This is a genomic window from Alienimonas sp. DA493 (genome assembly GCF_043951915.1).
Taxonomy (GTDB): domain Bacteria; phylum Planctomycetota; class Planctomycetia; order Planctomycetales; family Planctomycetaceae; genus Alienimonas.
On record NZ_JBINJD010000001.1, the window covers coordinates 70,797 to 90,353 of the forward strand.

General features: G+C 71.9%; 20 protein-coding genes and 1 tRNA gene. 8 read left to right on the top strand and 13 right to left on the bottom strand.

Annotation, left to right across the window (positions count from 1 at the left end; translation table 11 throughout):
* The first annotated feature begins 187 nt into the window (after positions 1 to 187).
* The 3 genes from ACG2DA_RS00335 (at position 188) to ACG2DA_RS00345 (ending at position 1,202) form a co-directional block, all read left to right on the top strand.
* On the top strand, positions 188 to 544 hold the full coding sequence (locus ACG2DA_RS00335; protein ID WP_395253461.1) for an HU family DNA-binding protein: 357 nt from the start codon (positions 188 to 190) through the stop codon (positions 542 to 544).
* 193 nt (positions 545 to 737) lie between these two features.
* Positions 738 to 812 (top strand) — tRNA-Glu (locus tag ACG2DA_RS00340).
* Between the two features lie 78 nt (positions 813 to 890).
* Complete coding sequence (locus tag ACG2DA_RS00345) at positions 891 to 1,202, top strand: hypothetical protein (protein ID WP_395253462.1); 312 nt, start codon at positions 891 to 893, stop codon at positions 1,200 to 1,202.
* Here ACG2DA_RS00345 and ACG2DA_RS00350 read toward each other — a convergent pair.
* A complete protein-coding gene (locus ACG2DA_RS00350; RefSeq protein WP_395253463.1) occupies positions 1,169 to 1,765 on the bottom strand; it encodes a signal peptidase II in 597 nt (198 codons plus the stop codon). The two genes, ACG2DA_RS00345 and ACG2DA_RS00350, sit on opposite strands and share 34 nt — an antisense overlap.
* 100 nt (positions 1,766 to 1,865) lie before the next feature.
* On the opposite strand from ACG2DA_RS00350, the gene bcp reads away from it, so the two are divergent.
* Positions 1,866 to 2,381, top strand: coding sequence for a thioredoxin-dependent thiol peroxidase (gene bcp / locus ACG2DA_RS00355; protein WP_395253465.1), 516 nt, complete (start codon positions 1,866 to 1,868; stop codon positions 2,379 to 2,381).
* Positions 2,382 to 2,411: 30 nt separating this feature from the next.
* Here the strand turns inward: bcp and ACG2DA_RS00360 are convergent, their stop codons facing one another.
* The 7 genes from ACG2DA_RS00360 to ACG2DA_RS00390 all read right to left on the bottom strand — a co-directional run bounded on the left by ACG2DA_RS00360 (position 2,412) and on the right by ACG2DA_RS00390 (position 10,795).
* Entirely contained in the window at positions 2,412 to 3,452 is a 1,041-nt protein-coding gene (locus tag ACG2DA_RS00360) for a Gfo/Idh/MocA family protein (protein WP_395253466.1), read from the bottom strand.
* A 65-nt stretch (positions 3,453 to 3,517) separates the two neighbouring features.
* On the bottom strand, positions 3,518 to 4,435 hold the full coding sequence (lpxA, locus tag ACG2DA_RS00365) for an acyl-ACP--UDP-N-acetylglucosamine O-acyltransferase (protein ID WP_395253467.1): 918 nt from the start codon (positions 4,433 to 4,435) through the stop codon (positions 3,518 to 3,520).
* A gap of 60 nt (positions 4,436 to 4,495) precedes the next feature.
* Positions 4,496 to 5,413, bottom strand: coding sequence for a UDP-3-O-acyl-N-acetylglucosamine deacetylase (locus ACG2DA_RS00370; protein WP_395253468.1), 918 nt, complete (start codon positions 5,411 to 5,413; stop codon positions 4,496 to 4,498).
* 80 nt (positions 5,414 to 5,493) lie between these two features.
* On the bottom strand, positions 5,494 to 6,180 hold the full coding sequence (locus ACG2DA_RS00375; RefSeq protein ID WP_395253469.1) for an OmpH family outer membrane protein: 687 nt from the start codon (positions 6,178 to 6,180) through the stop codon (positions 5,494 to 5,496).
* A gap of 96 nt (positions 6,181 to 6,276) precedes the next feature.
* Complete coding sequence (locus ACG2DA_RS00380; RefSeq protein ID WP_395253470.1) at positions 6,277 to 7,329, bottom strand: NAD-dependent epimerase/dehydratase family protein; 1,053 nt, start codon at positions 7,327 to 7,329, stop codon at positions 6,277 to 6,279.
* Positions 7,326 to 9,092: a fatty acid CoA ligase family protein gene (locus tag ACG2DA_RS00385; RefSeq protein WP_395253471.1), complete on the bottom strand. Its 1,767-nt coding sequence runs from the start codon at positions 9,090 to 9,092 to the stop codon at positions 7,326 to 7,328. Before ACG2DA_RS00385 ends, ACG2DA_RS00380 begins: the two co-directional genes overlap by 4 nt.
* Positions 9,089 to 10,795: a hypothetical protein gene (locus tag ACG2DA_RS00390; protein WP_395253472.1), complete on the bottom strand. Its 1,707-nt coding sequence runs from the start codon at positions 10,793 to 10,795 to the stop codon at positions 9,089 to 9,091. Before ACG2DA_RS00390 ends, ACG2DA_RS00385 begins: the two co-directional genes overlap by 4 nt.
* Positions 10,796 to 10,990: 195 nt before the next feature.
* Here ACG2DA_RS00390 and ACG2DA_RS00395 point away from each other — a divergent pair, with 195 nt between their 5' ends.
* A complete protein-coding gene (locus ACG2DA_RS00395) occupies positions 10,991 to 12,001 on the top strand; it encodes a DUF6576 domain-containing protein (protein WP_395253473.1) in 1,011 nt (336 codons plus the stop codon).
* A 172-nt stretch (positions 12,002 to 12,173) separates the two neighbouring features.
* A complete protein-coding gene (locus ACG2DA_RS00400; RefSeq protein WP_395253474.1) occupies positions 12,174 to 13,649 on the top strand; it encodes an HD-GYP domain-containing protein in 1,476 nt (491 codons plus the stop codon).
* A gap of 12 nt (positions 13,650 to 13,661) precedes the next feature.
* On the opposite strand, the gene ACG2DA_RS00405 is transcribed toward ACG2DA_RS00400, so the two are convergent.
* The 5 genes from ACG2DA_RS00405 to ACG2DA_RS00425 are packed head-to-tail and all read right to left on the bottom strand — an operon-like array spanning position 13,662 to position 17,382.
* Complete coding sequence (locus tag ACG2DA_RS00405; protein ID WP_395253475.1) at positions 13,662 to 14,855, bottom strand: beta-ketoacyl-[acyl-carrier-protein] synthase family protein; 1,194 nt, start codon at positions 14,853 to 14,855, stop codon at positions 13,662 to 13,664.
* Positions 14,836 to 14,961: a hypothetical protein gene (locus ACG2DA_RS00410; RefSeq protein ID WP_395253476.1), complete on the bottom strand. Its 126-nt coding sequence runs from the start codon at positions 14,959 to 14,961 to the stop codon at positions 14,836 to 14,838. The genes ACG2DA_RS00405 and ACG2DA_RS00410 overlap by 20 nt, the downstream gene beginning before the upstream one ends.
* A 34-nt stretch (positions 14,962 to 14,995) precedes the next feature.
* On the bottom strand, positions 14,996 to 15,517 hold the full coding sequence (locus ACG2DA_RS00415) for an HYExAFE family protein (RefSeq protein ID WP_395253477.1): 522 nt from the start codon (positions 15,515 to 15,517) through the stop codon (positions 14,996 to 14,998).
* 34 nt (positions 15,518 to 15,551) lie between these two features.
* Positions 15,552 to 16,895, bottom strand: a complete 1,344-nt coding sequence (gene hisS, locus ACG2DA_RS00420; RefSeq protein ID WP_395253481.1) for a histidine--tRNA ligase — start codon at positions 16,893 to 16,895, stop codon at positions 15,552 to 15,554.
* A 46-nt stretch (positions 16,896 to 16,941) separates the two neighbouring features.
* Positions 16,942 to 17,382: a YkgJ family cysteine cluster protein gene (locus ACG2DA_RS00425; protein ID WP_395253478.1), complete on the bottom strand. Its 441-nt coding sequence runs from the start codon at positions 17,380 to 17,382 to the stop codon at positions 16,942 to 16,944.
* Positions 17,383 to 17,639: 257 nt separating this feature from the next.
* Here ACG2DA_RS00425 and ACG2DA_RS00430 point away from each other — a divergent pair, with 257 nt between their 5' ends.
* Entirely contained in the window at positions 17,640 to 18,524 is an 885-nt protein-coding gene (locus ACG2DA_RS00430) for a hypothetical protein (protein ID WP_395253479.1), read from the top strand.
* Positions 18,525 to 18,582: 58 nt separating this feature from the next.
* Positions 18,583 to 19,527 (top strand): rhomboid family intramembrane serine protease, encoded by a 945-nt coding sequence (locus tag ACG2DA_RS00435; RefSeq protein ID WP_395253480.1) that lies wholly within the window; start codon positions 18,583 to 18,585, stop codon positions 19,525 to 19,527.
* The last annotated feature ends 30 nt before the right edge of the window (positions 19,528 to 19,557 follow it).

A 19,557-nucleotide genomic window follows, 5' to 3' on the forward strand; every position in this document is an offset into this window, starting at 1 on the left:
TTTACAGTCCCCCAGCGGAGCAAACCGACCGGGACCCCCTGTTTCGTAGGCTCTCCCGCTTGACGTTCGGCGGCGGCGGCGTTTCACTGCCGACGAACTTCCATGCGTGGCCCGCTCGGGCGGCGCTCTCTGCTCACCCAGCCCCGCGCGTCCGGCTGCCGCCGGCCCGCACGCGAAAGATCGATCGATGGCCAAGAAAGCCGCCAAGAAGGCCTCCGCCAAGAAGGCCGCCGCTCCCGCCAAGCCGATGACCAAGGCCGAAGTGCTCTCCGCCATGGCGGAGCGGACCGGCCTCCAGAAGACCGAAGTCCAAAACTTCTTCACGGAGCTGGAAGGTCTGCTGGGCCAGGAGCTCGGCAAGAAGGGCCCCGGCGCCTTCAACGTGCCCGGTCTGATGAAGGTCGTCGTGCAGCGGAAGGAAGCCACCCCGGAGACCACCAAGAAGAACCCGTTCAAGCCGGGCGAGATGATGACCGTGAAGGCCAAGCCGGCCCGCAACGTGGTCAAGATTCGTCCGCTCAAGGGCCTGAAGGACCTCGTCTGAGTCGGCGAACCCTCCGGTCCGGGGGCGTTCGCACGAACGTTCCCCGGCGCCCGGGAGGAATCGAGACGGCTTCACCGAACCGCCGACAGGGTTCGGATGTCTTCCCCAAGAGAGTCGCGGAACCGGCTTGACCGACCGTGAAGCTTCGATATCCTCCCCGTCCCGGAACGCTCGCCCCGCGGGCGTTTCCCAAGGCCCCATCGTCTAGTCAGGTCCAGGACTCTGGATTTTCATTCCAGCAACAGGGGTTCAAATCCCCTTGGGGTCATCCACGACTGAGTCGTGATCGCGGCCCGCACCGGCGACGGTGCGGGCCGCTTTTCATTCGCTCCCCACCGGGTGTGAGATGTCGCAGTCCCCGCCGCCCAAACCAAGCCGGGGCGATTATTGGCGGCACCTGTTCGCCCACTGGCCGGCGGACCTCGCCAAGACCGGCTCCGTGATCACGGAGCAGAACGAGCCGGTGCGGTTCGTCGACTTCGCCGTCTCCGGCGGCCTGTTGCTCCTCCAACGGGATCGCCCGGACACCACCGGCGCCCGGAAGGTGCTGCTCAGCTACGACGCGATCAGCAGCCTGAAACTGGACGACCCGGGAGAACTGGACCGCTTCCGCCCGCTCGGCTTTCAGCCGCCCGTCGGGGCCGCCGCGGCGGATTGACGGGCGCTCTCGTCCGCGGGCGCTTCGTGCTCCTCCCGCGGCGGGGCGAGGGACTGCAGGGCGAGCATGATCGCCCCCGTGACGAGAAACACGTCGGCGAAGTTGAACACCGGCCAGCCCCAGCCGCCGAACTCGAACAGCAGGAAGTCTCGTACGGCCAGGCGGACCTCGCCGTCCGGGCCGGTGCAGCCGTGCAGGCCGAGGCGGTCGTAGAGGTTGCCCATCGCCCCGCCGGTCACCAGCGCCAGGGCGATCGTGAGCCACAGGCTCCGGGCGGCGCCGGCGACGAACAGCCACCAGAGCACGCCCAAGGCCGCCAGGACGCTCAGCAGGGCGAACAGCCAGCTGAGGCCCTGCCCGATGCCCCACAACGCGCCGCCGTTGAAGCTCGTCAGCAGTTCGAACCGGACGGCGCCGTCGAACCACTCCTGATGCCAGTCGCTGCGGACGCCCTCGTACCCGAGCGTGTCGAAGACCCGTTCCTTCGTGTACAGGTCGACCCCGCACGTGAGCACGGTCAGCAGACCGAACAGAATGGGGCGGGACGCCGGAACGTATCGCATAATCGGCGTCTGTGGGGCGTCCGTCCGGTGGGGGCGACCGGGAAACGTCCGGCCGGTCGGCATCCTAGGACCGCCGCCGTCGATCGGGCAAGATGAGCCCATGTCCGACTCGAACGCCCCCGCCGAATCCGTCGCCCCGCCGCAGGTTGGAGACGCCGCCCCCGACGTCACCCTCGTCGTGACGCCGGGCGGCGAACCGCTGACGCTCTCCGACGTGTGGGCCGACGGGCCCCTGGTGCTGTATTTCTACCCGAAGGACGCCACGCCCGGCTGCACGACGGAGGCCTGCGACTTCCGCGACCGCGACGCCGCCCTCGCCGAGGCCGGCGCAACCGTGCTGGGGGTGAGCCCGGACCCGCCGGCGTCTCACGAGAAATTCATCGCCAAGCAGTCGCTGCCGTTCCGGCTGCTCAGCGACGAAGAGAAGACCGCCGCGACGGCTTACGGCGTGTGGGTGGAGAAGTCGATGTACGGCCGCAAGTACATGGGCGTGCAGCGGGCGACGTTCCTCATCGGCCAGGACGGCAAAATCGCCGCCGCCTGGCCGAAGGTGAAGGTCAAGGGGCACGCCGACGCCGTGCTGGAGGCGCTGGCCGAATTGAAGAAGAACGGCTGAGCCGCCGGGGGAGTCGTCCGGGCCGCAGCCTCAGGCGGCCTTGCGCACCGGGGCCGCGGCCCGTTTGGCGCTGGCGGCGATCTCTTCGAGCACCCATTCGGCCAGTTCGAGCGCAGCGACGGCGGCGTCGCCGTCGACCCGCGGCGTGCCGCCGGACCGGCAGCAGCTCATCCAGTCGGACAGCTCCGCCGTGAGAGCGTCGCGGCTGCTGACAGGCGCCTCTTCCGTCTTGATCCACCGACCGAACACGCTGTCCCGCAGGGCAGCGCGATCGGCGGCCGGATCGTCCAGGGCGGAGAGCACCGGCGGGCCGTGCGTCAGCGCCGCGGTGGCGGAGTAATGCAGCACTTGGCGGGTGGTGAGATCCGCCGTGACGACGCCGTCTTCGCCGAAGGCCTGCACGGTGCGGGCGGCGGTCGGGTTGACGCGGTTGACGGTCAGATCGGCGACGCCGCCGCTCTCGAAGGTCAGCCGGGCGGTCGCGGCGTCTTCCATCTCGGTGAGGATCGGCGTGCCGAGAGCCTGCACGGAGACGACCTCCTCCTCGCCGAACAGATGCCGGGCGAGTTCAAGGTCGTGGATCATCAGATCGTGCACCGCCCCCACGTCGACGCTGCGGAAGGCGAATGGACTGACGCGCTCGAAGCGGGCGTAGCGGGGCCGTGGGCAGCGGGCGACGACCTCCTCGAAGGCCGGGTTGAAGCGCTCCACATGGCCGACGGCCAGGACGACGCCGGCGTTCTTGGCCTGGAGCGCGATCTGCTCCGCCTCCCGCACGTCGCTGGAGAGCGGCTTCTCGACCAAGACGTGCTTACCGGCCTGCAGGCAGGCGCCGGCGACGTCGGCGTGGGTGAAGGTCGGCGTGGCGACGCTGACCGCGTCCACCTCGTCCAACGCCTCCCGCACGTCGGCGACGGCCCGGCAGCCGTAGTCGGAGGCAATCTTCCCGGCGGCGGCCTGATCCCGGTCCGCGACGGCGACGAGGTTCACCCCGTCCAGCCCGGCGAGAATGCGGGCGTGGTGACGGCCGAGGGCTCCCACCCCGGCGACGGCGACGTTGAGCGAGGACATCCGTGTCTCAAGCTGGAGTGAACGAGCGGCTCTCGGGACGGCGACGGCCGGCCGGTTCCCGTGGATTAGGCGGCCCGCCGAATCGGGTGGATGGAAACCGGCTCGTAGGGCACCGGCTTGCCGTCGCGGCCGCGTCCGTTGCGGCCGCCGCTCTGGGTCTCGACGAAGCGAAGCACCTTCTCCACGGCCGGGGGCGCTTCCCCGCCGAACTTCGCTTCCAGTTCCTTGCGGATCTCGGCGATCGGCTTGCGGCTGCGGTAGAGCAGGCGGTGGGCCAGCTTCACGCCGCGGATCTCCGCCTCGGGGATGCCGGCCCGCTGCATGCCGACCAGGTTGATCGTCTTGACCGTCGGGTTGTCGGTCCCCGCCGAAAGCATGTACGGCGGCAGGTCGCGAACGAGCTTGCCGCCGCCGGAGACGAAGGCCAACGTGCCGACGGTGGCGAAGTGGTGCACCACGCTGTTGCCGGAGACGATCGCCCCGTCGTGCAGATGCACGTGGCCGCCCAGCAGCACGCCGTTCACCAGCATGCAGTCGTCGCCGACGCGGCAGTTGTGGGCCACGTGAGCGTTGCTCATCAGCAGGCAGCGGCTGCCGATGCGGGTGATGCCGTCTTCCTTCTCCGCCCCGCGGTGGACGGTGACGCCCTCGCGAAACTGGTTGTCGTCGCCGATCACCGTACCGGTGGGGGCGTCGTGCCAGCCTTTGTCCTGCGGCTCCCCGCCGATGACGCAGCCGGGCCAGAACCGGTTGCCGGAGCCGATGGCGCAGTGCCCGCTGAGCACGACGTGGCTGTCGAGCGTGTTATTCGGGCCGAGCACCACGTCCGGGCCGACGGTGCAGAAAGGGCCGATTTTCGTGCCGGCCCCCAGAACCGCCTGCGGGTGAACGTCCGAGAGAGGATGAATGCTGATCGACGCGGCGCGGGGGGCGGGCCGGGTGGCTCGCAGTTCGCTGGCGCCGAAGAGGGCCGGTTTGGGCATGGAATCCGACGGGGAGTTCACGGTACGGCCTCCTGCCGCGGGCGTGGGTGGGACTGCGTTTTACGCTGCGGCGGGATCCGTGGAAACCCCGATCGCTTCCGTGATCGGCGCATCCCCCCGAGTCGCCGCAGCCCGCAGGGTCCGGCAAAGGTCCCTGTTCAACGCATGCCCTCCCTTCCGGGAGGCGACTGCGGCGTGCAGATCGCATCCTAGTAGCGCCAGGTCGCCGATCATGTCCAGAAGTTTGTGGCGGGCCGGTTCGTTTGGGAAACGCGGTGCGTTTCCACGGACTGTGCCGTCTGGTTCGAACACCAGCAGGTCCGCCGCGTCGACCCGCTCCCCGTAGCCGGCAGCCCGCAGGGCCGGGATCTCGTCTGCGGTGATGAACGTCCGGGCGGGGGCGATCTCCTCGAGGAAGCGTTCCGGGGTGATCTCGCATCGGAAGTTCTGGGGCGGGACCGGGCGCTCCGGCCCGCAGTCCAGGTGATATTCGAGCCGAAGCCCCGCCGCGGCCGGGCCGTGCCCCTCCGCGGGGCGGGCCACGATCTCCGCGTCGCCGTCCGCGGCCCGGACCCAGCGGTGGACCCGCAGCGTCTTCCGGGGTGCGTCCAATTCCCGCACCCCGGTGGACCGCAGCGCCTCTGCGAAGCCGAGGGCGGAGCCGTCCAGCCCCGGCAGTTCCGGGCCGTCGATCTCGACCCGGCAGTTGTCGATTCGCAGCCCGGCGAGGGCGGCGAGCACGTGTTCGGTGAGCTGCACCTCCGCCTCGCCCCGCCGCACGCCCGTCCGGCGGTGCAATTCGAGGGCGTATTCAATCGTCGCCGGCACCGACGGTTCGCCGGGCAGGTCGGTGCGGACGAACAGCACGCCCGTCCCCGCGGGCGCCGGGCGGAACCGCACCCGCACGTCGCCCCCGGTGAAGAAGGCGACGCCGGTCAGTTCCGCGTCGGCGGCGAGGGTGGTTTGAGAGCGGGTCATGGCGGGCGAGACGAGCAACGGAAAAGCCGGCGGCCCCGGGAGGGCCGCCGGCTTAGAACGTCAGCGGCGAAGCGACCGACCTACGGGGCGGCGGGGGCTTCGGCGGTCTTCGGAGCGTACGGGGAGACGTACCCTTCGGCGCTCTGATCGCGGGTCGGCTTGCCGCTCTTGGCGGAGTAGCTGCGATCCAGGGCGTAGATGATGGTGTCGGTGATGTCGTCCTGCGGGGTGTGGTAGACGACCAGGCGGTTCATCCCTTGGAGGATGTCCTGCGTCTGCTTGGCGTCGTCCACGCCGTCCCGCTTGTAGCGAATGACGAGGGAGTAGTTCTTCCGCTCGCACCACATTTTGACCATCGCGGTGACGTCGTTGTAGATCTCCTTGTACAGTTCGGCTTCCTTCTTCATGAAGCGCTGGCTGATCCGCATCTGCTCGGCCTGCAGTTCGGTCTGCTTGTTCTTCAGCGAAACGGCCTTCTGCAGGTACTCCTCGGAGTCCTGCGGGATGGTGCCGGCCTGCAGCTGGGCCTGGATCGTCTGGACCTCTTTGGCCAGCGCTTCGGCCTTGGCGCCTTCGGCTTTGATCTCGTTCTTGAGCGTCTCGCGGACGTCCTCGAACTTGTCGTAGTTCGCGAAGACCTCGGCCATATCGATCACGGCGACCGGGCCGGTCGGGGCGGCGGCGGGGGCCTGAGCCAGACCGCTCTGAGCGGAGAGGGCGAGGGCGGCCGCGGCGGCGGCCGAGATGAGGGGGCGGATGGCTTTCACGGCCGTGCGTCCTTGCCAGTTTGCGTGTGCGAATGGCCGAGTCGCGGGTGCGGCGGCCGAAGGTCCGCGGGGTCTAAGACGCCCTGCCGTAAAGCGTCAACCCCCGTCGCCGCGCGCGTTGGATTTCTCTCCCGCCAGCCGACGCAGGAACGGCCGCGTTCGCCGCCAGGCCTCCTCCGGCTCGACCGCCTCCCAAGCCCCGAACTGCCGGAGCGCGTCCGTCCGGTACCAGTGGGCGACCCGCAGTTGGGCCACGGCGAACGCCGTCAGCGGCGGTTCGTCCGGGCGCCGCAGCGCGCGCCAGGCGAGGGTCGCCGTTTTGCCCGCCGCCGTCGCCAGCGGTCCGGGCAAGCGGCGGAGGGCCGGCGGCTCCAGCCCAGCCTCCTCCGCCACCCGACGCACGAACTCGTGCAGCCGCACGGGCGGAAGATCGTTCAGAAAATACGGCCGGCCGGCTCCCTCCGGGCGGTTTGGCAGGGCGAACAGGGTCTGCACGATCGCCGCCGCGGCGTTCTCGACGAAGGTGGGGGCGATCAGCGGATTCGCTCCGCCGATCGACGGAACGCGACCCGCCTGCGCCGCGGCGACCAGGGCCGGCAGCACGTGTCGGTCCCCCGGCCCCCAGATCAGGTGCGGCCGCACGGCGACGGTTCGCAGGCCGCGGGTCCGGTCGGCCCGCAGGGCGTCCCGTTCCGCCAGCAACTTGGAGTGCGGGTAGCTCGCCAGTCCGCGATCGGGCAGGGGGAGCCGTTCGTCGGCCCCCTCGTGCGGCGTGCCGTCGAAGACGACGCTGGGCGACGACACGTGCACCAGCGTGCGGACCCGCCGAGCCAGGCAGCCGTCGATCACGTGCCGCGTGCCGGCGACGTTCGGGCCGAGGAACTGTCGCAGCGGCGCGTCGATGCCCGGCCGGGCGCCGGAGTGCACCACGCCGCAGACGCCCTCGCAGGCGGCGAGGAGGCTCGGTCGGTCTTCGAGATCGCCGAGGAACACCTCCGCGCCGAGTTCCTCCAGCTCCGGCAACGGACGTCGGGAGAGAACCCGCACCGGCGTTCCGCTCGCCCGCAATCGACGCACGACGGCCCCGCCCAGCAGTCCGCCGCCGCCGGTCACCAGCGTGAGGTCGTCGGTCCCCGCGGCGTCGCTCACGCCCGCGCCAGCCGTCGGCGGAGCGGCGAGGCCAGCAGACGAGCCGCCCACTCGGCGAGGGCCGCCCGGTCGATCTTCGTGTTGTGCCGCACGTCCGTCGGCAGCGTCCGACGGAATAGCACGGCCCGCGGCTCGCCGATCACCGTCGAGGCGGCCGCTCGATCCCGCAGGTCCGCCCGCAACCGCTCGGACCGGGCGCCGGGTTCGCACTCCGCCACGATCACCGGTCGCTGCCGGCCGGCTTCGCCGGCCCCCACGATCGCGGTGCGGCGGACGCCGGCGAGTTCGTTCAGGATCGCCTCGCCCCGCACCGGGTAGACCGGGCCGTCGGCGGTCCGCACCACGTGCGCCTGCCGTCCGCAGAACCAGAGCCGGCCGCGGTCGTCGAGGTAGCCGACGTCCCCCATCCGGTGCCACACGCCGTTCGGGGCCGCTGGGTCGGCGATCTTCGCCCGGCGGGTCTGCTCCGGCCGGTTGACGTATTCCCGAGTGACGGCGGGGCCGGAGACGATCACCTCGCCGATTTCTCCCGCCGGTAGTTCCCGCGCCTCGTCGATCGAACTGATCGGGCCGTGAACCTCCGCGACGATCCGCAGCGAGACGCCGGGGAAGGGCCGACCGACGCAGGTGCCGGCCCCCTCCCGAGTGCGGGCGGCGGTCTCGCCGAGCACCTCATCGGTGCCGGTGGTGCAGATGGGCAGCGCCTCGGTCGCCCCGTAGGGGGTGTGCAGCTGGGCGCCGGCCGGCAGCACGGCCCGGGCCCATTCGTGGGTCCGGGGAGGGATCGGGGCTCCGGCGCTCAACAGCGCCGTGACGGACGGCAGCGTGACGCCGCGGTCGGCCGCGTCCTTCAACACCTTCTTCCACAGGGCCGGGGAGCCGAAGGCCCGGGTGGCGGAGCGTTCCCGAATGGGGCCGAGGATCTCCTCCGGCCGCACGTGGGCCGGCCGGGAGGGGTGCATCCGGGGGACGACCATCGTCGCCGACAGCCCCACGTCGAATAGGGCGAACAGCGGGAAGGCTGGAACGTCGATTTCTCCGGGCGGCAGGTCGTAGCCGGCCCGCAGCTGTTCGATCTGAGCGAGGAACATGCCGTGCTCGTAGGCGACGCCCTTCGCCGGGCCGGTGCTGCCCGAGGTGAAGATGACCGCCGCCGGGTCCGTCCGACGCACCGCGGGCGGGACGAAGTCGGCGACGCCAAGCGTGCCGAAGCGGTCCCAGCCGATCGCCCCCGGCACGGCTCCGCCAGCGGAGACCCACGCCTTCACCCCGTCGAGACGGCCGATCGCCCGGGCGGCGGCGACGGCGATCGGCTCCCCGACGAACCCGGTCGGCGAAACCTCTCGCAGGCACCGCAGCACCGCCGGGACGCCCAGTCCCGGGTCGATCAGCACCGCCGCCGCCCCGGCCCGCAGCGTGCCGAAGACCGCGACGGCGAACCGGCCGCCCGGCCGCACCATCAGGGCGACGCGCTCCCCGGGCCGCACCCCGCGGGAGGCCAGCGCCGCGGCGAAGCGGTTCGCGGCGGCGTCCAGACCGGCGAAGGTGAGGGCGTCGTAGGGGCGCGTCGCGTCGCCGGCACGGCCGCGGGGCGTGAGGACGGCATCGGCGTCGGGCCGCTCCGCCGCGGTCCGCCGGAGCAGGTCGGCGACGGAGGAGGGGGCATTGCCCGCCGCGGAGTCGCAATCAGCCGGGGAGCCGTCGGCCGGGCGCGGGCCGGGGGCGGCGGCCGGCCCGGTCGCGGTCGGCGGAGCGACGGTCATCCGGCGAGGTTCTCCCGCTCGGAGATCTCCGCGATAATCCGCCCGATCAGCGTGAGCACGCAGCGGGGAGCCAGCGCCCGGCCGCGGACCGCCCCGTCGTCGTCCTTCCGCAGCGTCGCGGTGATGCGGCCGCCGCAGTTGGCGAGGACCTCCCGGGCGATTTGGCGGTACTCCTCGACGTTCGCGTCACCCTTCGGCGTCTCGACGCGTCCGAGCAAGTCGACCGCGGAGGCCGGGTCGGAGCTGAATCGCACGATCTGCCCGCCGGCCTCCCCGCCCGCGGCCGCCGCGTTCAGCTGCGCCTCCAGTTCTTCCCGGGCGCCCGGGCCGGCGGCGTACCAGAAGGCGTCCGGGGCGACGGCGACCCAGACCTCGTTCGTGCCGATCACGTCATCGACGTAGTCGGCGAACGTCTCGTCGAGCACGAACCGGTGCAGGGTCGCCCCGGCGACCTCGGCGACGCCCCACTCGACTTCGCGGCCCTCCCGCGAGGCGACGAACGCCTCCAGGGCCGGCTTCACCTCGGCCCCCTCCGGCAGCCCCACCGCTCCGACGAATCGCCGCTTGCCGTCGACGGAAACCGCCTCGGCGATCGCGTCGACCATTCCCGACTCCACCACGCCGTTCGCCAGGTCGAACATCCGGTTGAACGCCTCCAACCGGGCGGACCGCTGTGCCTCCGGCAGGTCGTCCTCGTTCACTTTGGCGACGAGCAGCGCCCGCATCTTGTCCGTCAGCGTTTTGAAGTTTTCCTGCTGACGGGGCGTGAGCGGGACCCGCATCTGCCCGCTGAAGTTCGCGTCTTCGTTAAACGGCACGCCGGCGAAGCGGCTGGGGCTCTCGTCGAGGCGGGCCAGCGCCTCGGCCGACTCCGTTCCCGGCAGCGGCTGGTAGACGACGGTGCCCACGGCCCCGATGGCGCCGTTTGGCACGTTGCCGCTGGCGAAGACGACCTGGGCCTCCGCATAGAACCGGCCCAATTCGTTCACCTGCGTGGCCGCCCCGGTTTTGCGGAGGGCGAACTCCTCCGGCGTCTCGTCCGGCTTCGGCTGGAGGGCGGAGAGCAGTTCCTTCTCCGCTTCCGCGACGCGCTCCCACCGACGGGCCACGGCCGTCTCGTCGCCGGCCGTGTTCCGCAACAGCAGGGCGGCGTCCTGATCGGCCGTGAGCAGCGCCCCGATGCTCTTCACCTCCTCCGGCAGGTCCTCCTGATTCTCAACGATCACGGCGTATTCAAGGCCGTCCTCCACCGGGTAGTACCGCATGAAGCCGTCGAAGGCGGCGTTGCGGACGAAGCCCAGCTGGTAGGTATCCTTCTGGTTGGCCAGCTCGCGGGAGGGGATGCCGCTGGCGTAGTTCAGGTTGTCCTGCTGCCACTTCCGGCGGTCGTTGACCGGCACGTACAGGCGGTAGCGCGTCGGCGTGGTGCCGGTGAGCGGCTCCAACCGCACCGGGGCCGACGCGTCGACGCCCACCAGGAAGCCTTCCAGCAGGTTGAGCAACCCGGACTTCTGCGAGGCGCCCGCTTCGCCGGCGAGGTCCAGCACCTGCGTGAAGTCCTCCAGGATGCGGTCGCCGCCGGCGGATTCGAACAGCACGCGGGGCGGCTGAAGTTGCGCGTCCTGAGCCGACGCGACGCCGGCGCCGAGGGCCGCGACGACGAGGGCGAGAAGGGGGCGGGACGTGCGGCGGGGGCGGAACATGCGCGACCAGTGCGAGGGGGCGAACCGCCGATCGTAGCGGCGTCCGAACGTGCCGTTCCACCTCGGGCACGCCCCCTTTCCGCGTGGTTCATTCCCCCGGCCGGTCGGGGGGTTCCGGGCAGACCCTTTGAGCGGCCCCTGCCGGCGGCGTAAGCTGACTGCGGTTCCCACCTTCCTCTCGCAAGCGGCCCGGCCATGGGGTTGCGCGACGGTTTGCTCCGCTGGTCGATTCCCGCCGGTCGGTGGGGGGGGACGGCGGTCCGCATTTCGGCCCTGATCCCGCTGGTGGGGATCGCCGCGGCAGTCCGTACGCAGGACCTGTCCCTCGGAGCCTTCGTGCTGGTCGGGCTGACGCTGACCGCGGTCGCGGCGGAAACTGCCCGCTGCCTGTTCGCCGCGCGGCTCGGAACGCCGGTGACGGACCTGCTGCTCTGGCCGCTGGGCGGGTTGGAAGGCGACGACGACGTGCCTCCGCGGGCGCCGTGGGTTCACCTGCTCGTGCCGGCGACGGCCGCGGCGGTGTGCGGGACGATCTGGGCGGCGGCCCGGTCCGTGGGGGCGCCGGTCGAATTCACCCCCGTGCCGTCGCCGGCCGGGGCGCTGCTGATCGCGGGGGCCGCCGTGGGGGGGGCGAACCTCCTGCCGGCCTGGCCGCTGGCCGCCGGGCGGGCCGTCCGCGACATGTGGGCGCTGCGGACCGGGGCCTACGCGGCCGGCGTGGCGGCGGCCGGGCTGACGCACCTGATCGGCGTGCTGTGGCTCTTCCTGGCGCTGGCGCTCGGCTCCGCCTGGGTCGCTGCGGCGGCCGCCGCGGTGATGCTCGCGGCCCGGGAGCGTCGCCCCCGTCCCCGCCCGGCGCCGCGGCCGCAGCCGGACGAGACGTTCCTCGGCTACGACTTCTCCGCCGGCTACACCAGCCTGGAGCGGGCCGGCGGCGAAGGGGACGAACCCGCCGCCGCCACCGACCTCGATGAAGAGGACGCCGAAGCCGGCGGCCCCCCGGCCGGCGCCCTCGCCCGCTGGCGCCGGCAGCGGGAGGCGGCCCGCCGCGCCCGGGAACGGGACGAACGCGAGCGGGAGGAGCAGGAAGTCGACCGGTTGCTCCGCAAGATCTCCGCCGAGGGCGAACGAGCCCTCACCGCCGCCGAACGACGCACGCTCACCCGGGCGGCGGCCCGGTTGCGACAGGGGCCGGCTGAAGGCTGAGTCGGCGGGGCGGGGGCGAATCCGCCCGGTTGCCCGAGCAGGCGAGCGAACCCTCAGGACTGGACGACGCCCCCTCGGAACGGGCGTTTCGGGACCGAACGGCCCCGACCGGGCGTCGCCTTGCGCGGGACGGTTGGGGCGTTCCCTTTCTCTGCCGGTTCTCGGTGGTCCCATGCCGGTCCTTGATCCCGCTCCGCCCCGTGTTCGCTCACGGCAGTCCGTCGCCCCGGACCTCGCCGCGGCGCTGTCCGCCCACGCTGCGCGAACCGGTTTGGACCTGGGGCCGCACTTGATCGATCAGGGCGTGCCCCGGGCGTTGGCCGTGAGAGAGGTCGCCCCCGGAATGCTGGGGGTGAACCTGCCCCTGCCGGAAGCCGGCCCTGAAGCCGCCGTCGCGGGATTGTTGCCGGTCCAACAGGACGGGGCCGGCGATCCGGCGAACACGGTCGCTCGGTTGCTGACGCTCAGCGGGATGCAGGTCGCCGCCGAGCGGCGGGCCGACGTGCAGCGGGCGAGCCTGGAGGACCTCACGGAGCAGCTCAGTCGCTGCTATGAGGAACTGGCGCTGTATCACCGCCTGACGGGGCTGATGCAGGTCACCCGCGACCCCGCCGCGTTCGCCCGGGAGTGCGTGACGCAGACGCGGTCCTCGACCGGCGTCGACGCGGCCGCGATCCTGCTCAGCGGGGGCGAGGGCAGCGAACTGCTCTGCGACGGCGTGCCGCTGTTCAATGAGGTGAAGATCGAACGCGTCACCCGGGCGGCGGAGACCCACGACTGGGTCCGCCCGCTCGTGCTGAACGGCCCCTCCTGCACGGTCCGCGGGGCGTCCTCCGTGGCGTTCGCCCCGGTCCGGCAGGGTTCCACCCACTACGGCTGGATCGCCTGCGGCAACGGTGAGGACGGGGAGGAGCTGGGCTCGGTCGAGGGCAGCCTGCTGCAGGTCGTCGCGACGGTTCTGGCCACACATCTGCACAACCAATCGCTGTTCCGCGAGAAGGAGCAGATGATGTTGGAGTTCGTGCTCGGCCTGGTGCAAACCCTCGACGCCCGCGACCGCTACACCCGCGGTCACAGCGAACGCGTCGCCGTCGTCGCCCACCGCCTCGCCCGCCAGCTGGGCCTGCAACCGGCCGAGTTGGACAACATCTACCTCTCCGGCCTGCTGCACGACATCGGCAAGGTCGGCATCGACGACGGCGTCCTCCGCAAACCCGGCAAGCTGACCGACGAGGAGTTCGCCCAGATCAAGCGGCACCCGGTCATCGGATACGACATCCTCGTCGGGATCAGCGGCCTCAGCGAGATCCTCCCCGGCGTCCGCAGTCACCACGAAAACTACGACGGCACCGGCTACCCGGACCGGCTCGCCGGGTCGGACATCCCGCATATGGCCCGGATCATGGCCGTCGCCGACGCCTACGACGCGATGGGCAGCGACCGCCCCTACCGCGACGGCATGCCCGTGGAGCGGATCGAGAAAATCTTCCGTGAGGGCCGCGGCACGCAGTGGGATCCGGAGGTGATGGACGCCTACTTTGCCTGCTCCGACGAGGTCCGCACCCTCTGGAGCAGCCCGAACGACTCCGCCGCCCGGCTGGAGGCCCGGGCCAAACGCCGAATCTCCGGCAGCGCGTCCGGTCGCTGACGGACCGCGACTTCAGCCGGCCGCGTCGGGGGTCTCCTCGGCCGCCGACTTCGGCCGGTCCCCCCGACGCAGGGCGACGGCCGCGACTGTGCCGCCGAAGCCCAGCGAGACCTTCGCCGCCGTGGTCAGCGGCCCGAACCGGGCGGTCGGCGAGAGGTTCGCTTCGCACGCCGGGTCCTGCTGCGAGAGGTTGACGGTCGGCGGCACGACGCCGTCCCGCAGCGCGAGCAGGGTGAACGCCAGCTCGACGGCCCCCGCGGCGCCGAGCAGGTGCCCGGTCGCTCCCTTGCTGCCGAACGCCGGGATCGCGGCGCCGTCGGCGAACGCCGCCCGCACGCCGGCGGCCTCCGCCGGATCGTTCGCCCGGGTCGCGGTCCCGTGCAAGCCGAGCAGATCCGGCGAAACGCCGCCGGTGCAGTCGCGCAACACGCGGCGGACCGGGTCGCCGGTTGCGTCCACGTCCGTCAGCTTGACGGCCGCGGAGGCGAGTCCCGTGCCGGTGACGGTCGCGTAGGTCGCACCTGCCGCCGCCCGATCGGCTCGTTCCAGCAGGAACGCCGCCGCCCCCTCGCCAATAGCGAAGCCGGTACGGGATTCATCAAACGGCCGCACGCAGCCGGCGGGGTCGTCGCCGGGGTCGGCGAGCACGCCCAGTCGGGCGAAGCTGGCGAGAATCAGCGGGTGCAGCGAAGCGTCGGCGGCGCCGCAGACTACGCGGTCGCAGATCCCCCGCTGAATCAACTCGACGCCGCGAATGACCGCCACGACGCCGGTCGCGCAGGCCGCCACCGGGGTGAGCCGGGGGCCGGTCGCCCCCCACTCGTCCGGCACGCCGCGACCGCTCTCTCCCAGCCACGGCCAGCCCGGCCCGCCGGCGGGAGAGCCCCAGTCCGCCGCGTCGGATTTGCTCGCCCCCAGGGCCCACCCGCAGCGGGGATCGGAGAAGAGGCGCCGGTTCCCCGCGTGACCGGCGTCGCGAACGGCGCGGGTCACCGCCGCGGCCATCATGGCGGAGGAACCGGCCAGGGCCGGGTCGTCGAACCGCGGCGAGGCCCCCGCCGCGGGCCGATTCAACGGGGACAGATCGACGGCCCGCAGGGCGGACCGCCCGGCCAGCAGATCCCGCCAGGGGTCCGCCGACTCCGCCGCGCCGAAACCCACGCCCGTGATTGCCACGGGCGGTCTCTCACCCCCGACGGCTGGCACGGCCCACCGCGAACAGGGCGGCGCCGATCATCACGCAGACGACCAGCCCCTCGAGAATCAGATTGCGGCCGGCGGCCTGGGCGAGCGGCGGGAGCAGAGCGAGCATCGTCACGGCGGGTTCAGAGCGGGCGGGGGCGATCTTACAGCAACTCGGCGAACGGCACCCGCAGGCGGTCGAAATCGGCCCGGGGGAGGTTCACCGTCGCCCAGCTTTCGCTGCGACTGGTCATCGCCGTGGCGTAATCGGCCGCCGTCACCGCGAAGAAGGCGTACCGCCGGCCGCCCCAGACGAACGGCGCCTCGCACCCGGCGGTCTCCCCCTCGGCGAGATCGTAGGCGAAGACCAGCACGGCCCGGCTGCCGCCGCCGAAGACGGTTTCCCACTTCAGCAGGCATTCCACATCCTCGGCGGTGACCCAATTCTCCCACCGCCCGCCGCCGGGCCCGCCGGTGGGGAAACGGCGGCCCTTCACGTCCACCAGCCAGGAGCCGCGTTCGCCCTCACGCCTGCCGTCCGGCCGGGCGACGATGAAGTCGAAGCTCTTCAGCGAGGCGTCCGCCGCCAACGCCCGCCGCTGTTCGTCCACCGCGACGTACGGTACGCGGAGTCTGCGAAGGTACTGCTCGAACGCAGCGTCGTAGTGGTTCGAGCGAATCGCCACGCCGACGGCCCTGCGGGAGGATGAGAGAGACGAATTACGTCCGGGCGTTTCGCCACTCGACGAGGCGGTCCGCGGCCTGATCGCGGGGGACGGTCCACTGCTCGCGTTCGGCGAGGTTCTTGAAGGCGACGGTGCCCGCGGCGGCTTCCTCGTCGCCGACGATCGCCGCCGTGCCAAAGCCGCGGCCGGTGGCCCACTTCAGATGCTTGCCCAGCCCCCGCGGCTCCGGGGCGACGGTCACGCGGAAGCCGCGTCCCCGCAATTCGCTGGCGAGGGCGAACACGTCCGGCAGGCGCTCTTCGCTCATCAGCGGGACGAACACCGCGGACGGGTCATTCGGGCGGGGTCCGCCCTCGGCCTTCTCCTCCAGGTGGGCGAGTAGGCGGTCGACCCCCAGACTGGCCCCGACCCCGGGGAGCGATTGCTTGGTGTAGAGCCCGGCGAGGTCGTCGTACCGCCCGCCGCTGCACACGCTGCCGAGCTTCGGGTCGTCCGTGAGAAACGTTTCGAAGATCACCCCCGTGTAGTAATCGAGGCCGCGGGCGATGGAGAGGTCCGCGACGAGACGGGCGGGCTGACACCCGCCGGCGACCGCCAGCCGCACGACCTCCGCGAGCCGGTCCAGCGCCGCGAGGCCCGTCTCGCTGCCTTCCAGCAGGGGGCGGGCCGCGGCGAAGGTCTCCGCGGCGTCGCCGGAGAGGGCGGCGAACTCCAACAACTTCGCGGCGGCCTGCTCCGAGGCGTCCGGCAGGGCGATCAACTCCGCCCGCACCGCGTCCGCCCCGACCTTCGGCAGTTTGTCGAGGGCCCGCAGCACGTCCGTCGCCCGCTCCCGCAATCCGAGCGTCTCCAGCAGGCCGTTCAACACGCCGCGGTGGTTCAGCCGGATCGTGAACTCGCCGCAGGAGGGTTCGACCTGCTCCGAGATCGCCGAGAGCAGGTCGTGAATCACGCAGACCGTCTCCGCGTCCGCGGCGATGCCGGTGGCGCCGATGGTGTCGAAGTCGCACTGCACGAATTCGCGGTAGCGCCCCTTCTGCGGCCGCTCGCCCCGCCAGACCGGGGCGATGTGGTAGCGGCGAAACGGGGTGCCCAGCGAACCGACGTGCTGGGCGGCGAAGCGGGCGAAGGGGACCGTGAGGTCGAACCGCATCGCCACGTCCCGCCCCCCCTGGTCGGTGAAGCGGAAGGTCTGCTTGTCGGTCTCGTCACCGCCCTTGCCGAGCAGGATCTCCGCGTACTCCAGCGCCGGGGTGTCGATCGGCTCGATGCCGTATCGGTGGAACGTCGCCTTCGCCACGTCCGTGACCCGCTCCCGCAGGGCCGCGGCGGGGGGGAGGAAGTCGCGGAAGCCGCGGAGCGTCTGCGGTTTGATCAGGTCGCGGGACAAACGGATCTTTCGGGGACCGGCGGGCGGCGGGGCGTCAGTGGAGGACCGGCAGCAGGGCCGGCGGGTTCGCAGGGCGTTCCCGCGGCGGCAGGACGGCTTCGGCGTACTCGGCGATCTGTTCGGAGCACTCGAACAGGCGGTCGTGCCGGCCGTCGCCGTCGTATTCGCAGGACTCGTTCGAGTAGCCCCGGCAGATGTCCGGACGGGTCTCGTAGATGCCGCAGCGGTGGTCGGGGAGGAGGTGCTCGCAGTCACCGTGAACCGTGAGGAACCAGGCGTCGTCCTCCACGAAGATCGAGCAGTTTCCGTGGAGCAGATACCACCGCATGAAATCGAACTGGCGGTGCGACTCCGGCGTCTCGATCGGGAGGGCGAAGTAGCGGCAGCAGCGCCCGGTGCAGTGGTCGCACGCCTCGGTCCCGGGGGGGAACTCGGCCCGGGGCAGGGGGGCGGCCGGGGCGGACGGGACGGGCAACGCGGGCGGTCTCCGGGAGGCGGGCGTTCGGGTTCGGACGACCCTGCGGGGCCGGGTGGGGCGGTCGTGCGGGGCGCGCATGCCGGACGGCGCCGGTTCTGGCGATCCGCGGCGGTCGGGGGCGACACGGCCCCCGGCCGCGGCCGATTCTGTTTGACCGCCGCGCGCGCCGCAACTTAGCCTTTGCCGTCCCGCGGCGTCGGTCGCGGCGCCCGTTCCCGCGTCCGTCGCCCGCTTCGCCCCCGGATCTCGCCGCCGTGAAAATTTTCCGCATCGTCTGCAGCAGTCTGCTGGTGATCGGAGGGCTGGGGGCGTTCTACCTCTCCTTGCGGGCCCTCGACACGCAGGCGTCCTGGACCGCCGCGGCCGACGCCGCGGAGGCCGCCGCCGAACAGGCCGCGGAGGGGCTGCCCGCCCTACGCACCCGCGAACTGGCCCTGCGGAACGACATGCGGGCCGCCAACGCCGGCTTCGGGCAGGTCCTGACGGCGCCGAACGTGGCTCCCGACGCGCAAGGGAACGTCGTCGTCGAACTGGGCACGCAGGACGGGTTGGAAGCCGCCGCGGACGGCTCCGGGCCGATCGTGCACCTGTTCGCCCCCACCGGGAACGGCGACGAAAGCATGTACATCGGGGCCTTCACCGTGCAGCAGGCCGCGGAGCGTCAGGCCCAGTTGGCGCCGACCTTCGCCGTGCAGGACGGCGAGCCGCAGACCTGGCCGGTGGGCAACGGCGACTGGCGGGTGCGGTACGACGTGCCGGCGTCGCGGGCGTCCCGGTTCGTCGATCTGGATACGCTGCTGAACGAACGGCGGGAGTTACTGGGCAATCGCCGGAACATCCTCGCCCGTCAACAGCAGGAACTGACGGACGCCCAGGACACGCTGGCCGTGCGGGAGCGGGCCCTGCTCGGCGATCCGGAGGCGCCGGAAATCCCCGACGCGCCGGAGATCCGTGCCGGACTGGTGGCCCAGACCACCGCCGAGGAGTTGGAGCGGGCGGAGGCGCTGGTCGAACTGGACCGGCTCCGCCGGGCGGTGAAGAATGCGAGCGATCAGTTGCGGGCGGCGCTGGCGGAGAACGTCGAACTCGCCGGCCGCCTGCCGACCGCCGCCCCGCCGCGGACCGCCAGCGGCGAGTGACCCCGCCCGGGGTTCCCCTCGAACGCCGGTCCGACGCCCCTTTTTCAGCGCCGCATCGATGGGATTCGAGGACCGCGACTACGCTTGGGGCAGCTCGTCGAGGCGAGCCTTCCTCGGCGGCGGCAACCGGGCCGTCAAAGCGATCATCGCCACCTGCGCGGCGATCTTCGTCCTGCAACTGCTGACACTGCGTGCCCCGGCCGTCTACGGCGAACCGCCGCTGCGGGGGCTGTTCGGTCTCGACCCGAGCTTCCTCGCCTTCGGGCAGGTCTGGCGGCTGGTCACCTACGGCTTCCTGCACGACGAGGGCGGCCTGCTGCACATCGTCTTCAACATGCTCTGGCTGTGGGGCCTGGGGCAGACGGTGGAGTCGCGGCTGGGCACGCGGGAGTTCGTCCTCTTCTACCTCGCAGCGCTGCTGTCCGGCGGACTGGTCTTCTCCGCACTGGAGCTGATCCCGGCGTTCTCCCCGGACCACGTCCGCACCGCCACCTGCGTGGGGGCCAGCGGGGCGGTGATGGGCGTGATCATGCTGTCGGCCCTGTGGGAGCCGCACCGGCCGATCAGCCTCATCTTCCTCACGGTGCCGCTGTGGTTGATCGCCACGGCTTACGGGGTGATCGAGACGTTCGCGGTGCTCAGCCGCATCGGCGCCGGGCGGGTCGCCGCGGACGGCGTGGCCCACGGCGCCCACTTCGGCGGCCTGCTGCTCGGCTGGGCCTACTACAAGCTGCACTGGAACTTCGAATCGGGCGTCGACCGCCTCACCGGGCGGTTCCCGCGGTTCACCTTCGCCGGCCTGAAACGCTCCGTCGGCGCCGGACCGAAGGTGCGGCTGCACCGCCCGGAGGACGAAGCCGGAGAAGACGACGACCTCGAACGCCGGGCCGACGCCGTGCTCGCCAAGCTGCACACCAACGGCGAATCAAGCCTGACCCGGAAAGAGCGGGCGACGCTGAAGCTCTACAGCGAACGCGCCCGGGCGAAACGCGAAGGCCGATAGCGGCGGCGGCCCCGCGAGCGGAGCGTCCCG